14 protein-coding genes are annotated in these 14864 nt (G+C 71.5%); 7 read left to right on the plus strand and 7 right to left on the minus strand.

The genetic code is table 11. From position 1 onward, the window contains the following. Positions 1 to 67: 67 nt before the first annotated feature. From BLW84_RS02985 to BLW84_RS02995, 3 genes are all read right to left on the minus strand, one after another. Positions 68 to 637, minus strand: a complete 570-nt coding sequence (locus tag BLW84_RS02985; RefSeq protein ID WP_093260943.1) for a hypothetical protein — start codon at positions 635 to 637, stop codon at positions 68 to 70. Between the two features lie 95 nt (positions 638 to 732). Continuing rightward, complete coding sequence (locus BLW84_RS02990; protein WP_093261133.1) at positions 733 to 1941, minus strand: acyl-CoA dehydrogenase family protein; 1209 nt, start codon at positions 1939 to 1941, stop codon at positions 733 to 735. 145 nt (positions 1942 to 2086) lie between these two features. Next, complete coding sequence (locus BLW84_RS02995; protein ID WP_245760891.1) at positions 2087 to 2641, minus strand: SCP2 sterol-binding domain-containing protein; 555 nt, start codon at positions 2639 to 2641, stop codon at positions 2087 to 2089. Positions 2642 to 2762: 121 nt separating this feature from the next. On the opposite strand from BLW84_RS02995, the gene BLW84_RS03000 reads away from it, so the two are divergent. Then, on the plus strand, positions 2763 to 3416 hold the full coding sequence (locus tag BLW84_RS03000) for a TetR/AcrR family transcriptional regulator (protein ID WP_093260947.1): 654 nt from the start codon (positions 2763 to 2765) through the stop codon (positions 3414 to 3416). Positions 3417 to 3429: 13 nt separating this feature from the next. Here the strand turns inward: BLW84_RS03000 and BLW84_RS03005 are convergent, their stop codons facing one another. After that, on the minus strand, positions 3430 to 4269 hold the full coding sequence (locus BLW84_RS03005) for a MaoC/PaaZ C-terminal domain-containing protein (RefSeq protein WP_093260949.1): 840 nt from the start codon (positions 4267 to 4269) through the stop codon (positions 3430 to 3432). A 27-nt stretch (positions 4270 to 4296) separates the two neighbouring features. Then, complete coding sequence (locus BLW84_RS03010; RefSeq protein WP_093260951.1) at positions 4297 to 5634, minus strand: 3-oxoacyl-ACP reductase; 1338 nt, start codon at positions 5632 to 5634, stop codon at positions 4297 to 4299. Positions 5635 to 5739: 105 nt separating this feature from the next. On the opposite strand from BLW84_RS03010, the gene BLW84_RS03015 reads away from it, so the two are divergent. Then, positions 5740 to 7017 (plus strand): acetyl-CoA C-acetyltransferase, encoded by a 1278-nt coding sequence (locus BLW84_RS03015; protein WP_093260953.1) that lies wholly within the window; start codon positions 5740 to 5742, stop codon positions 7015 to 7017. Between the two features lie 433 nt (positions 7018 to 7450). Here BLW84_RS03015 and BLW84_RS03020 read toward each other — a convergent pair whose 3' ends face one another. Continuing rightward, positions 7451 to 8641, minus strand: coding sequence for a CoA transferase (locus BLW84_RS03020; protein WP_093260955.1), 1191 nt, complete (start codon positions 8639 to 8641; stop codon positions 7451 to 7453). Positions 8642 to 8845: 204 nt separating this feature from the next. Between BLW84_RS03020 and BLW84_RS03025 the strand changes: the two genes are divergently transcribed. Then, positions 8846 to 10036, plus strand: a complete 1191-nt coding sequence (locus BLW84_RS03025) for an ATP-binding protein (protein ID WP_093260958.1) — start codon at positions 8846 to 8848, stop codon at positions 10034 to 10036. Here the strand turns inward: BLW84_RS03025 and BLW84_RS03030 are convergent. After that, complete coding sequence (locus BLW84_RS03030) at positions 10023 to 10442, minus strand: hypothetical protein (protein ID WP_093260960.1); 420 nt, start codon at positions 10440 to 10442, stop codon at positions 10023 to 10025. The genes BLW84_RS03025 and BLW84_RS03030 overlap by 14 nt on opposite strands. Positions 10443 to 11016: 574 nt before the next feature. Between BLW84_RS03030 and BLW84_RS03035 the strand changes: the two genes are divergently transcribed. From BLW84_RS03035 to BLW84_RS03050, 4 genes are all read left to right on the plus strand, one after another. Beyond that, positions 11017 to 11436 carry a hypothetical protein gene (locus BLW84_RS03035; RefSeq protein ID WP_143060847.1) on the plus strand — a complete coding sequence of 140 codons (420 nt, stop codon included), beginning with the start codon at positions 11017 to 11019 and terminating at the stop codon, positions 11434 to 11436. A gap of 218 nt (positions 11437 to 11654) precedes the next feature. Beyond that, positions 11655 to 12278: a hypothetical protein gene (locus BLW84_RS03040; protein ID WP_143060848.1), complete on the plus strand. Its 624-nt coding sequence runs from the start codon at positions 11655 to 11657 to the stop codon at positions 12276 to 12278. Positions 12279 to 12435: 157 nt separating this feature from the next. After that, positions 12436 to 14289 (plus strand): NHL domain-containing thioredoxin family protein, encoded by a 1854-nt coding sequence (locus BLW84_RS03045; protein WP_093260966.1) that lies wholly within the window; start codon positions 12436 to 12438, stop codon positions 14287 to 14289. Positions 14290 to 14528: 239 nt separating this feature from the next. Further along, positions 14529 to 14849, plus strand: a complete 321-nt coding sequence (locus tag BLW84_RS03050; RefSeq protein ID WP_093260968.1) for a GroES family chaperonin — start codon at positions 14529 to 14531, stop codon at positions 14847 to 14849. Positions 14850 to 14864: the final 15 nt, after the last annotated feature.

Here is a 14864-nt window from a genome sequence, read left to right on the forward strand (position 1 = left end):
TCCGCACCGTGGCGATCGCCACTCCGCAATCCGGGCAAACCATGGCCAACAGAGCCGGTCGGACGCTCTAGCGGAGCTGGGCGAGGATCTGGCTGTGGGTGCCCCAGAGCACCCGAACGTCCTGCTTGCTCATGTTCTCGAACGAGTCCGCCCCGCCGGCGAAGATCGGGATCCTGTTCCCGACGCACTCGTCGAAGGCCAGCGGGAGCTGCCCCGGATACTCCGCCGCCCACTCGCCGAGATGCCGCTCGCCGAGGTCCTTGATGTCGACGAACACCTCGTCGTGGAACCGGGAGAAGGCGATGGGGAACGGGCTCACCTCGGCGGTGTTGGGGTTGATCAGCAGCACGTGCGGGTCGCCGGGCGACCCGGACCCGGTGTCGATGGCCCACTGCTGGCCGAGCCAGTCGAAGCCGAAGCAGGCCACCCGCCCGTCCAGCTCGGGGAACGCGTCCACGACGAAGCCGTCGATGACCGCCGCGCTGGCCGGGGTGTGCACCCGGTACAGCCCGTCGTCGAAGGTGCTGCCGCCGAGCTGCGAGAACAGCGGTGCGAGGACGGGGTGGACGGAGTCGAGGACTTCCTGCCCGCCGTCGGTGGCGGTGAGCCGGTAGGCGTCGAGGAACTGTTCGAACATGCGGCGATGCTGTCACCGCCGGACGGTCGGCGGAGCGGCTTTCGGCGATCTACCGGAAGCGGGCCGCCGCGGGAATCCGCGACGGCCCGGTCGGCTCAGGCGATGTGTCGCCCGGAGATGGCGCGGGCCACCACCAGCTGCTGGATCTGCTCGGTGCCCTCGAAGATGTCGTAGATCTTGGCGTCGCGGTGCATCCGCTCCACCGGGAACTCCCGGGTGTAGCCGTTGCCGCCGAGGATCTGGATCGCCCGCTCCGTCGCCCAGGTGGCCACCCGGCCCGCCTTGAGCTTCGACATCGAGCCCTCGCCCGCGGTGAACCCGCCGTTGCGGCCCAGCCATGCCGCCCGCCACACCAGCAGCCGCGCCGCGTCGATCTCCATCCGCATGTCGGCCAGCGTGAACGCGATCGACTGGTTCTCGATGATGGGCCGCCCGAAGGTCTCCCGCTGCTGCGCGTACTCCAGGGCGGTCTCGTAGGCCGCCCGCGCGATGCCGATGGCCTGCGCGCCGACGGTCGGGCGGGACAGCTCGAAGGTCTTCATCGCCGCCTGCGAGCCGGCCTTGCCGCCCTCGCGGGCGCGGGCCAGCCGCTCGTCCAGCTTCTCCTTGCCGCCCAGCAGGCAGCTGCCGGGCACCCGCACGTCGTCCAGGAACACGTCGGCGGTGTGCGAGGCGCGCAGCCCGTGCTTGCGGATCTTGCTCGGCGCCTCCAGGCCCTTGGTGCCCGGCGGCACCACGAACGCGGCCTGGCCGCGGGAGCCCAGCTCCGGGTCGACGACCGCCTGCACTACGTGCACGTTCGCGATCCCGCCGTTGGTGGCCCACGCCTTCTGGCCGTTGAGCACCCACTCGTCGGTCGCCTCGTCGTAGACCGCGCGGGTGCGCATCGCCGCGACGTCGGAACCGGCTCCGGGCTCCGACGAGCAGAACGCCGCGACCTTCGGGTCGTCCGCGTCGCCGTAGCACTGCGGCACCCACTCGGCGAGCTGGTCGGGCGTGCCCGTGGCGAAGATCCCGGCGACCGCGAGGGTGGTGCCGAAGATCGCCATGCCGATGCCGCCGTCGCCCCAGAACAGCTCCTCGTTGGCGATCGGCAGCGACAGGCCGGTGTCGTCGGCCCAGAACGTGGCCAGCGTTTCGAAGCCGTAGAGCCCGATCTTGGCGGCCTCCCGGATGATCGGCCAGGGGGTTTCCTCGCGCTCGTCCCATTCCCGCGCGGCCGGCCGGAGGGTCTGCTCGGCGAAGCCGTGCACCCAGTCGCGCAGCTCCTGCTGTTCCTCGCTCAGTTCCAGGGAGAAAGTCATCGCCGTCCTGTTGGTGTGTTCGCCGAGCAGCCGACCCGGCTGCTCGGCGCCTGTCTGCTCTGGTTCTTCGTCCTCGAGGCGGCGCAGCCGCTCGGCCCGTCCTCGCAACCGGCACCGCCGACCGTACTGCCGGGCCGGGCGAGCCTCAGGCCTTGGGGATCTGGAAGAGTTTCGTCAGCCCGGCGGCGAAGCCGAGATCGCCGGCAACCTTGAGCTTGCCCTTCATGAACAGCATGGGCGCCGAGGCGTTGCCGGAGGCCAGTTTCAGGAAATCCGCCGGGGGCGTCGTGATCGTCACCCGCGGCTCGTGCCGCGGGTCCTTGCTCACGGTGCACTGGCCGTCGGCCAGCACGCATTCGTAGCGCAGCAGGTCGTCTTCGGTGCCGATCCGCCACCGCACCACGGCCTCGATCGAGCTGGCCTTCTCGGCCTTGTAGTGCTCGCCCATCCGCCGGAACACCTCGTCTAGGATGCGTTCGCGCAGTTCGGGGCGCTCCATCACGGCTTCGATCTGGGCGTCGGAGGCGCGCGAGATCAGCCGCGCGAACTGCTCCGGCCGCAGCGCGCTCAGGTCGACCGGGGTGCCGCTGCCGGCGATCTCGGAGGCGGCTTCGAGCAGCGCGACGAACTCTTCCTTGCCGACCTTCTTGGGGTCGACCTCGCCGAGGGCCGCGATCGGGTCGGTCTCGGGTTGGGGCATCGGTGCCACCTCCATTACCTACTCGTGAGTAAGACTACGTTCGAGTAGGTTCGAAGGCAAGCGGGTGCAGCGGATCGGATCTGATCTAGCCTGACCGGAAAAGACCAGCGTAAGAGGTGAGATGGTCGATCGTCAGGACAACGGCCGCCCCCGGTCGCGGCGCCTGCCGCGGGCGGTTCGCGAGCGGCAGATCCTGGACGCCGCGGTCGAGGTGTTCGCCACGCACGGCTTCCACACCGCGTCGATGGACGAGATCTCTGAGGTCGCGGGCATCTCCAAGCCGATGCTCTACGCCTACCTCGGTGCCAAGGACGAGCTGTTCGTCGCCTGCATCCGGCGGGAGGCGGCCCGGCTGATCGAGGCGATCAGCACGGCCGTCGAAGCCGGGCTCAGCCCGGACGAGCAGCTGTGGCGCGGCCTGCAGGTGTTCTTCGAGTACGTGCACCACAACCAGGCGGGCTGGACGGTGCTGCACCGGCAGGCGAACCTGCAGGGCGAGCCGTTCGTCTCGGAGCTGGTGGAGTGGCGGGAGCGGGCGACCAGCCTGATCGCGGCGCTGCTGGCGCAGGCGACCGCCGGATCGGCGCAGCCGATGCAGGCGGAGCAGACCGAGCCGTTCGCGGTGGCCCTGGTCGGGGCCGGCGAGTCGCTGGTGGAGTGGTGGTTCCAGCATCCCGAGCACACCGCCGAGGGGATGGCGATGCGCCTGATGAACATGGTCTGGATGGGCTTCGGCGACCTCGTCGAAGGCCGCTCCTGGACGCCAGGCTCCTAGCGGTCCGCGGGCGTCAGCGGATCCGGCCGAGCAGGTGGGGTTTTCCGGAGCGGGCGTGGAGGGCGAAGTTCCAGCCCTCGTCCGGCCTGCTCAGCGTGAAGTCCACTGTGGACGGGAGTAGTAGCGGCTTGCGGAACTCGACGTCCACCGAGTACGCGTCCGGCAGCCGCTCCGCGAACGCCGCCAGGCAGCGGGCCTTCGACCACATGCCGTGCGCGATCGCCCGCGGGAACCCGAAAGCCTTGGCGGTCAGCGGATGCAGGTGGATCGGGTTGCGGTCCCCGGAAACCGCCGCATACCGCCGCCCGGTGTCGCCCGCCACCCGCCAGGTCGCCATCGGCTCCCCGGCCGGCTCCGACGCCGCGGACCGCTCCGCCGCCTCGCCGTGCTCCGGCGCGCCGCCGCGCCGGAGGTAGGTGCTGACCTCCCGCCACACCACCTCGTCGCCCGCGCTGGTCTCCGTGATGACGTCGAACTGCCGTCCCTTCGGGTGCGGGCGCAGGTCGGCCACCCGGACCCGCTGCGTCAGCACGTCGGTGACCAGCAGCGGGCGCTCCTGGCGGATCGTGTTGGCCACGTGCACCAGCCCGACCAGCGGGAACGGGAAACCCGGATCGGTCATCAGCCGCACCGACAGCGGGAACGACAGCACGTGCGGGTAGGTGATCGGGAGCTCGTCGCGCAGCCCGAACCCGCACACCCGGTCGTACTCGGCGAGCCGATCGCGGTCGATCTCGATGTCGCGGCGCAGGTACTCGGTGTCCGGCAGGCTGTCGCCGCGCCGGGTCGGCCCGGTCGCGACCGCCTTGAGGTACAGCGCGGAAAGCTTCGGTGCAGTGCTCAGTTCCGGCATCGCGGGGTTTCCGTTCCGTCGAGTGGATCAGGCGCCGAGGAGGCTCTGGCCGCAGACCCGGACCACGTTGCCGTTCACCCCGGCCGACGCCGGGTCGGCGAACCAGGCGATGGTCTCCGCGACGTCCACCGGCAGCCCGCCCTGGGACATGCTGTTCATCCGGCGGCCCGCCTCGCGCACGAACAGCGGGATGGCCGCGGTCATCTTGGTCTCGATGAAGCCCGGCGCGACCGCGTTGATGGTGGCGCCGCGGCTCGCCGCGATCCCGGCGGTGGACCGCACGTGCCCGATCACGCCGGCCTTGGACGCCGCGTAGTTGCCCTGCCCGACGTTGCCCGCGATGCCGCTGATCGAGGCGACGCCGATGATCCGCCCGCCGGGCCGCAGCGGCGAGCCGTCGGCGAGCAGTAGTTCGTTGATCCGCTCCTGGGCGGTCAGGTTCACCGCGAGCACCGCGTCCCACTGTTGCGACGTCATCCGGCCGATCGTCTTGTCCCGCGTGATGCCCGCGTTGTGCACCACGACGTCCAGCCCGCCGTGGCGCTGCGCGAAGTGCTCCTCGATCCGGTTGGGCGCGTCGTCGGCGGTGATGTCCAGCTGCAGCGTCGAGCCGCCGATGCGGTTGGCGACCTTGGCGAGGTCGCCGCCCTGCGCGGGCACGTCCAGGCACACCACGTGTGCGCCGTCGCGCGCGAGGGTCTCCGCGATCGCCTCGCCGATGCCCCGCGATGCGCCGGTGACCAGGGCGATCTTGTCGTGCAGCGGGCTCTTCCGGTCGACCTCCGGCACTTCCGCCGGGCCGATCCGGATCACCTGCCCGGAGACGTACGCGGACTTCGACGAGAGCAGGAACCGCAGCGTCGAGTCGAGCGCGTCCTCTGCTCCCCTGGCGACGTAGACCAGCTGCGCGGTCGCGCCGCGCTTGAGTTCCTTGCCCGCCGAGCGAACGAAGCCTTCGAGCGCGCGCTGCGCGGTGTGCGCGCGTGGGTCCTGCTGCTCTTCAGGCGGTGCGCCGAGCACGATCACCCGGCCGCAGCGGTCGGTCTGGCGGATAGTCGGGCCGAAGAACTCGCGCAGCTCGCGCAGCTGCTCGCTGCTCTCGATGCCGGTCGCGTCGAAGATCAGCCCCGAGTAGCGCTCGCCCTCGGCCGGTGTCTGGTGGGCCTGGGCGTGAACGTCCTCGAGCGTCGTCGCGATCGCGTCGCCGAGCCGTCCGCCGGGCGCGGCGCCGACCAGCACCGGGCCGCTGACCACGGGGTCGCCGGGACGGTAGCGGCGCAGCGGCGTCGGCGCGGGCAGGCCGAGCCGCTTGACGACCTGCCGCCCGATCGGGGACAGGGTGAACTGCTGGTACCGGTCGGCCATGTGGACACTCCAGCGGGTTTGGGGCGCGAAGTTCGCTCGACGTCTAACCTACCCGCGGGTAAGTTAGGTTGCCAGAGAGCATCGCATCAACTAGGGAGTCAGGCCATGGCCACCGTTCGGCGAGTAGCGATCATCGGCGGCAACCGGATTCCGTTCGCCCGGTCCGGCGGCCCCTACGCCCGCGCCTCCAACCAGGACATGCTCACCGCGGCCCTGGACGGGCTGATCGCGCGGTTCGGGCTGCAGGGCGAACGGCTCGGCGAGTTCGTCGCCGGGGCGGTGCTGAAGCACAGCCGCGACTTCAACCTGGCGCGCGAGACCGTGCTGGGCTCCAGGCTCGACCCGCGCACGCCCGCCCACGACGTGCAGATGGCCTGCGCGACCGGGCTGGAGAGCGTGGTGTCGGTGGCGAACAAGATCGCCCTCGGCCAGCTCGACGTCGGCATCGCCGGCGGCGTCGACTCGGCCAGCGACGCGCCGATCGCGGTCAACGAGGACCTGCGCCGCGTCCTGCTGCGGGCCAACCACGCCAGGTCCGCGGCCGGCCGGTTGAAGGCGCTGGCCGGCGTCCGGCCGCAGCACGTCGTGCCGGAGATCCCGCGCAACGCCGAACCCCGCACCGGGCTTTCGATGGGCGAGCACGCCGCGAAGACCGCGCTGGCCTGGGAGATCGGTCGCGAGGAGCAGGACGAGCTGGCCGCGCGCAGCCACCAGCGGCTCGCCGCCGCCTACGACCGCGGCTTCTTCGACGACCTGATCACGTCCTTCCAGGGCCAGGCCCGGGACCAGAACCTGCGGCCGGACAGCTCGGTGGAGAAGCTCGCCAAGCTCAAGCCGGTGTTCGGCCGCGGCGAGGGCGCGACCATGACGGCGGGCAACTCGACGCCGCTGACCGACGGCGCGTCCACCGTGCTGCTCGCCAGCGAGGAGTGGGCTGAGCAGCGGCGGCTGCCGGTGCTGGCCTACCTCGGCGAGGTGGTGTCCGGCGCGGTCGACCACGTCAGCGGCGACGACGGCCTGCTGATGGCCCCGGCCTATGCGGTGCCGAAGCTGCTCGACCGGACGGGCCTGGGGCTGGGCGACTTCGACTTCTACGAGGTGCACGAGGCGTTCGCCTCGCAGGTGCTGGCGACCCTGAAGGCCTGGCAGGACCCGGAGTTCTGCAAGGACCGGCTCGGCCGGGCCGAGCCGGTGGGCGAGATCGACCCGGCGAAGCTCAACGTCAACGGCTCGTCCCTGGCGGCGGGCCACCCGTTCGCGGCAACGGGCGGCCGGATCGTCGCGACCCTGGCGAAGCTGCTCGCGGAGAAGGGCTCGGGCCGGGGCCTGATCTCGATCTGCGCGGCGGGCGGCCAAGGCATGACGGCCATCCTCGAACGCTGACCGACGCACACCTGGCACGGACCCCCCCCGATTCCAGGCGAAATCGGGAAGGCCCAACGCCAGGCCGGGAGTGCCCGGCAGCCGGGAGGGCACGGATCTTCCAGGGGCGTTTCAGCGTGGTGCGCAGGCACGTGTGGGACGTGGCCGCCCCGGGCGTGGTGTGGGGATTTCGCGCGAAATCGCCATCGGTGTCAGGCGTCGGGCGCGAGCCGGGTGGAGCCATTTCGAAACGGGTTCTTGGCCAAGATCGGGGATCTCCAGAGCTGGGGTGCGAATCTTCTGGTTTCGGGCGGGATCGGGGATTCCGGGGTTCGTCACCAGCGGGGTTCGTCGGTGCCGTAGGCGTGGATGGTGTGCCAGGTCAGGGGTCTTCCGTCGATCCGGCCGGGCGGGGCGACCGCGGTGATCCGGCCGTCCGGCGAGTCGAGTTCGGTCAGCCAGGGCTCGGCGCCCGCCGGGACCGGCGGACGTTCCGCGCGCGGTCGGCCGAGAGCCAGTGCGCGGTCCGGGCCAGGGAGAGTTCGCGGAGCCAGGTGCCGCCCGCCTCGGACTGCCGCCGCAGGCCGTCGAGCACCGCCGCCGCGCAGAGGTAGCCGGTGCCGTGGTCGAGCAGCTGGCAGGGCAGCGCGCCCGGTCCGTCCGATGTGGACTCGATGGTGGCGATTCCGGAGGCCGCCTGCACGATGCTGTCGAAACCGCGCCGCTCGCCCCACGGCCCGGCCGTTCCCCAGGCCGACAGCGAGACCACCACCAGGCCCGGATGCCGTTCGGCGAGCTCCTCGGCGCCGAGCCCGAAGCGGCGGAGCGCGCCCGGCCGGTAGCCGTGCACGAGCACATCGGCCCCGGCCAGCAGTTCGTGAAGCAGCGCAAGGCCTTCCGGCGTACCGGCGTCGAGCATGGCGGTGCGCTTGTCGAGCAGCGTGTCGTAGCTGCCGGGGCGTTCCGGGCGGTGCGGCGGGTCGATGCGCAGCACGTCCGCGCCGAGCGCTGCGAGGAAGCGGGTGCACACCGGCCCGGCGATCACCCGAGTCAGGTCGAGCACCCGGAGCCGGTCTCCCCTGCTCCTCGGCGCGGCGTCGCCGATCCGGCTCGTCCCGACGAGCGGCTGCGCCGCGACGGCCCGACCCGGCGGCTCGGCCAGCCATTCCTGCGGAGTGCGCACGGCGGCGGCGATCCCACCGGCCTCGACCACGCGTGATTCCGCCTCGCGCGTCGGGAGTTCCCCGATCGCCGACGCCACGGCCGCGACGTCATCGGGCGTGCCGAGCGCGCGCACCAGCGCTTCGCGGTGCCAGGGGTAGTTGCCGTGCGTGCGTACCCAGCCGTCCGCGGTCCGCCAGAACCGCGACATCGGCGCGAAGCCGTCCAGCGGCGGCTCGCCGTCGAGCCGGAGGTGCGCCTCGCTGCGCATCGCGGCGGCGACGTGCCCGGTCGCGAGCTCGACGGGCCGCCGGGTCGACGCGAGCAGCGCCGCGCCGACGCAGGCGATCGCGGTGTCTTCCACCGGCAGCCGGGATCCGAGGTGCCCGAGGCCGCCCGTCACGGCCAGTTCGGTGGGATCGCGATCGACGCCGAGCGCGCCCAGCGCTTCGGACAGCGGCTCTCGCCAGGACTCCGTAGCCATGGCCAGATCCTCGGTGCTCGGAGCGGCCGCCGCAGCAGACCCGGCCGAAGATCACAGGCCGGCGACCAGCAGGATTCGCGAGTATCGCTCCATCTAGTGTCTTGCCTGGACAGACCGATATTCGTCGAGTCGACGGGAACACGCCCATCGCGGTTTCTCGCCGAATATCGAATCAGCGCTAGACGACTGGATAAAGTCCGAGGAATGGACCCGGTCCGCAACCCCTTCGCCCCCGGCGCCGGACAGCGACCGCCCGAACTGGCCGGCCGGGATCGCGAGGTCGACGCCTTCGACGTCGTGCTCGAACGAGTCGCGCGCGGTCGCCCGGAGCGCAGCCTCGTGCTCACCGGCCTGCGTGGCGTCGGCAAGACGGTGCTGCTCGGCGAGCTGCGCTCGATGGCGGTCAAGCGCGGCTGGGGCGCGGGCAAGGTGGAGGCCCGCCCGGAGGCCGGGCTGCGGCGCCCGCTGTCCGCGGCGCTGCACCGCGCGATCCGCGATCTCGCCGTCCGGCACCGCGCCCCGGACCGCGTCGAGGAGGTGCTCGCCGTCCTGAAGGCGTTCGTGCTGAAGGCGAACCCGGACGGCGCGAAGCTGCGGGACCGCTGGCAGCCGGGCATCGACGTGCCCGCCGCCCAGGGCCGGGCCGACTCCGGGGACATCGAGATCGACCTGGTCGAGCTGTTCACCGAGGTCGCCGAGCTGGCCGCGGACGTCGGCACCGGCATCGCGCTGCTGATCGACGAGATGCAGGACGTGCAGCCCGCCGACGTCTCGGCGCTGTGCGCCGCCTGCCACGAGCTGTCCCAGTCCGGCGCGCCGCTGGTGGTCGTCGGCGCGGGGCTGCCGCACCTGCCCGCCGTGCTGTCGGCGAGCAAGTCCTACTCCGAGCGGCTGTTCCGGTACGTGCGGATCGACCGGCTGGCCCGTTCGGAAGCCGACCGCGCCGTCGTCGCGCCCATCGAGCGCGAGGACGCCGAGATCACCCCGGCCGCCCTGGACGCCCTGTTCACGATCTCCGGCGGCTACCCGTACTTCGTGCAGTCCTACGGCAAGGCGACCTGGGACGCGGCGGTGCGCGCGGAGATCGGCGACGAGGACGTGCGGCTGGCGGCGCCGGAGGCGGAGACGGAGCTCGCGGTCGGCTTCTTCGGCTCCCGCTACGAGCGGGCCACGCCCGCCGAGCGCGAATACCTGCGGGCGATGGCGGAGCTGGTCGAGGGCCGCGACGAGCCGGCGCCGACGGCGTCCATCGCGGAGTACCTGGAGCGCCGCCCGTCCTCGCTGTCCCCGGCGCGCGACAGCCTGATCAAGAAGGGCCTGGTGTACTCGGGCGAACGCGGCCTGATCGCGTTCACCGTCCCGCACTTCGGCCGCTACCTGCTCACGCAGGAATAGGCCGGCAGAACCGGTTGGCGCTCGGCCGGAACATCGCCACCAGCGCGCCGACCACGGCGATCACGTGCAGCGCGCGGACCAGGAGGAAGGCGAGCTGCCAGGCGTCCGCGGGCGGGGCGATCCCGCCGCCGGTCAGCGCCGAGACGAGCGGCGGCCCGACCATGCTCAGCATCCCGATCCCGCCGAGCAGCACGGCCAGCACGACGCGCACCCAGTTCTCGCCGCTGCGGAGCCGGAACACCAGGGCGGCGATGGCGGCGTAGATGAGCATCCGGACCGCGGCCTGCAGCAGCAGCGGGCCGGCCGGCGCCTGGACGACGTGGATCAGCGTTTCGACGACGCCGGCACCCACGGCGATCAGCCAGAGCAGGATCGAGCTCCGCAGGGCGGCGGGTTGCTCGCGCATGTGGCGGACCCTTCCGAGAGGTGATCACCTCGGAGTGTGCTGCGTGGATCTTCGCAGCTCATCGGGTGTTCTCCCGGAGATGTCCCCTAGTGGGCGGCCCGCCGCTACGTCTTTCTAGGCCTATCTAGATCAGTTGCTAGATAGCTGTATAAAGGCTGATGGGATCGCTGGTTCGGGTCGGATCAGGGTGACCTGAGACACATGTCGACATGTCTGTAACGGGAAGCCGTCGGGTGTCGATATGCAGGATGACCCCGCGGTGCTGTCGGACCCCCGACCTGGCAGCATCGCGGGGCTTTCCAATTCCGGCACACCCGCCGTTATCGGGCATCTCGCCCACCTCACCACTTCAAACCGGTCGAACCCGGCGTTATTCCCGGGTTCCTCGGCGAACCGTCGTCGCGCGCGAAGAGGAGTCGCGAATGGAAGCCGTCATCGTCCTGGTCGGCGCCCTGGTCCCCACCTTGGCGGCCACCGCCTTCTACGTCCGCGACCGCAACCGCCTCTGATCCGCGGCCGGGCGGGTTGGTCCAATCCGCCCACTCCGCCCGGCGGCGTGCTGTTGACTTCGTGCGTGAGTGCTGATCAGCAGCGCGCTCCCGAGCGCAGGTCCGGGAAGGGTGCGGGCCCAGGCCTGCTCGCGGCCGCGGTCCTAGTGCCGCTCCTGACGGCGGCCGAGTACTTCGTCGTCGGCGCGGCGTGGGCTGCCTGCCTCGCCGACGCCGAGCGCTACGGGGCCGCACTGATGCTGTCGGTGCCGGTGCTGTTCGTGCTCAACCTCGTCGTGTTCGCGGTGGCATTCCCGCTGATCTGCGCCGCCGCGCGCCGGCTCCGGCACCCGCTGGCGGTGGCCGGCGCCGGCATCGCGCTGGTCGTCGCGGCGGCGTTCTACGCGGAGGTCGGGACGGTGTACTTCTACTGGGCCGAGCCGGACCAGCTCGCCGAGTGCGTCGACCACGTCCCGCGGTGGTGGCCTTCGTGGACCCGGGGCTGACCGGTCCGAGGAGTGAGGCGCGACTCGGGTGACCGCACCCGTCGGAACACCGGGCGGCGCGATGGAGGGTCAGCGGACCATGCGTCGCTTTTGCCCTGTTTGCGCTTCCTTGGTGGTCTCTCAACATCGTTGCGCGAGAATCACAAGCCGCAGCCGAAGTCACCGGCGCGGGGACGTGCCTGTTCCAGCGCCGGTGACCATGGGAGAAAGGGCCCAGGATGCCCCGCATTGTGGAGCCGGCAGCACGAAACCGTGATCGGGCGGTTGAGACCACGATCTCTCGACCAGGCTCGCCGCGGGGAATCGTTGTCGCTCTCGCGCTGTGGGGGTTCGCCTACGCCTGCTACCGGGCGTATTACGCGGCGGGCCGCACCGTCGGCATGATCGGCCGGCCGGTCTCCAGCGCCGAGTTCCGCGCTATCAACGCCTTCGGTGCCGCGATCATCCTGTTCGCCGCCCTGTTGCCGCTCGTCGCGGTGCGGGTAGGCGCTCTGCGACGGGCATTGCCGGTGCTCGGCTGGATCGGGGCCGTCGGCTGCTGCATGCATGCACTGGTCATGAGCACGCTGCGGGTGCTCAGCCTGACCGGCGTTCACCCGACGCAGCTTCCGCCGAGCCTATGGCGGTCGTTCGACCGGCAGGTCGCCGACCTGCAAGACCTGCTGCTGAACGAGCCGTGGTTCTTCGTCGAAGGCCTGCTCTGGGCGGCGCTCGGCATCGCGTTCGTCGCGACGTCGCGACGCCGAGCGTGGCTGATGTCGGCCATCGTCGGGTGCCTGCTGCTGACGGTCGTCGGCGTGCTCAGCGGGCTGGGCGTGATCGGCTCGTTCCGCTTCGGCTGATGCGACACGGCGTGACGCGGTTGGTCCTACCTCCGGGGGCGAGTGACTGTTGCTCCATCCGCCCTCCCGTGGTCGTGATTCGTCTGGCGAGTGGGCATCGGCTCGTGCGACCGGACCCTGAGGAACACCGCCCGACCCTGTGTTGTTGACTGCGGACGTGAGTGTTGAGCAGCAGAAACGCCGTGCCCGTGTCCGTGCGCCCGAGTTCGTGGGCCGCCAGTGGTTGAACACCGGCGGAAAGCAGATCAAGCTCGCCGACCTGCGTGGCCGTGTCGTCCTGCTCGATTTCTGGACGTTCTGCTGCATCAACTGCTTGCACGTGCTCGACGAGCTGCGGCCCTTGGAGGCCGAGTTCGCCGAGGAGGTCGTCACCGTCGGCGTGCACTCGCCGAAGTTCGAGCACGAGGCCGATCCGGACGCGCTGGTCGCCGCCGTCGAGCGCTACGCCGTGCACCACCCGGTGCTCGACGACCCGGAGCTGACCACCTGGCAGAACTACGCCGTCAAGGCGTGGCCGACGCTGGTCGTCGTCGATCCAGAGGGCTACGTCGTGCACGTCGCCGCTGGTGAGGGGCACGTCGAGGCGCTGCGCAGCGTGATCACCGAGATCATCGCCGAGCACGAGGCCAAGGGCACGCTGCACCGCGGGAACGGCCCGTACGTGCCGCCGGAGGCGCCCGAGACCACGCTCCGCTTCCCCGGCAAGGTCATCGCCCTGCCGAGCGGGAACCTGCTGGTGTCCGACTCCGCGAACCACTCGCTGGTCGAGTTCGCCGCCGACGGCGAGACCGTGGTGCGCCGCATCGGCGCCGGTCGGCGCGGTCGCGCGGACGGCGCCGATGCCGAGTTCTCCGAGCCCGCCGGTCTCGCGCTGCTGCCGCAGCACGTCGCCGAGCAGGTCGGCTACGACGTCGTGGTCGCCGACACCGTCAACCACCTGCTGCGCGGTGTCCGGCTCGCGGACGGCGAGGTCACCACCCTGGCCGGGACCGGCGAGCAGTGGCGCGACGGCTCCGACGGCGGACCCGCGCTGGAGACGCCGCTGACCAGCCCCTGGGACGTCGCCTGGTGGGAACCGGCCGGCAGCGTCGTGATCGCGATGGCGGGCAACCACACGCTCGGCCTGTTCGACCCGGTCGCCGGCGAGGTCCGGCGGTTCGCCGGGACGACGGTCGAGGGCCTGCGCGACGGCGCCGCCGAGGAGGCGTTCTTCGCGCAGCCGTCCGGGCTGGCCGACGGCGGCGACCGGCTCTGGCTGGCCGACTCCGAGACCTCCGCGCTGCGCTGGGTCGAGGCCGCGGGCGATGGCTTCGCGGTGCGCACGGCCGTCGGCACCGGGCTGTTCGACTTCGGCCACGCCGACGGCCCCGCCGAGAAGGCGCTGCTCCAGCACCCGCTCGGCGTCGCGGTCCTGCCCGACGGTTCGGTCGCGGTCTGCGACACCTACAACGGCGCCGTCCGGCGCTACGAGCCGGCGACCGGCGAGGTGTCGACGCTGGCCACCGATGTCGCGGAGCCCTCCGGCGCGGCCGTGGTGGACGGGGAGCTCGTCGTGGTCGCCTCCGCCGCGCACCGGCTCGAGCGGCCGGTCCCGCCGGGCGTCGCGGCGCGCCTCGTCGAGGGGGCGTCGCAGCAGGTCAAGCGGCCGGCCACGGAGATCGGCAGCGGTGCGGTCGAGCTCGCCGTGGTGTTCACGCCGCCGCCGGGCACCAAGCTGGACGAGCGCTACGGGCCGTCGACCAGGCTGGAGATCACCTCTTCGCCGGCGGAACTGCTGATCGAGGGCTCCGGTGTGGGCACCGACCTGACGCGGCGCCTGGTGCTGGCCGAGGGCATCGAGCAGGGCGTGCTGCACGTGGTGGCGCAGGCCGCCAGCTGCGACGACGACCCGTCGGTCGAGCACCCGGCCTGCCGCCTGACCAGGCAGGACTGGGGCGTGCCGATCAAGATCACGGCCGCCGGGCCGGAGCGGCTGCCGCTGGTGATGGGCGGCCTTGACGCCGGGGCGTGATCTCGCGGCCCGGGTGGATCACCGCACCGGGTGTTGACAGGGGCCGCCGGGTACGTCGCGTGCTGGTGTTTCCGCAGGTAGATGCTCGTGAGCGGTTTGGAGTGCTATGGCACTCCAAACCGCTCACGAGCACTTGACCAGCGGAAACCGTTGGTGGCACCGGTGGATCCGCCGTGGCGGGGCCGGAAAGCCCTGCCCTGGCCGGTTGGTCGCCGGGCGGCGGCAAGTAAACTTTTCGGGTGACCGATGCCAAGCTCGAAATCCAGATGCTGCACGACCGGGTCATGGTGCGCATCTCCCCGGAATCCGGCGAACGCCGCAGCAGCGGCGGCATCGTGATTCCGGCGACCGCCCAGGTGGCCAAGCGGTTGCTGTGGGGCGAGGTCTTCGGCGTGGGCAGTCACGTGCGCACGGTGAAGGTCGGAGACCAGGTGCTGTTCAACCCCGACGAGCAGTTCGAGGTCGAGGTCCAGGGCCAGGCCTATCTCGTGATGCGGGAGCGGGACCTGCACGCCGTGGCCAGCGAACGCACCGAACAGGGCACCGGGCTGTACCTGTAGTCGACGCGGCCTTCC

The sequence above is a fragment of the Saccharopolyspora shandongensis genome, assembly GCF_900106995.1.
Taxonomy (GTDB): domain Bacteria; phylum Actinomycetota; class Actinomycetes; order Mycobacteriales; family Pseudonocardiaceae; genus Saccharopolyspora; species Saccharopolyspora shandongensis.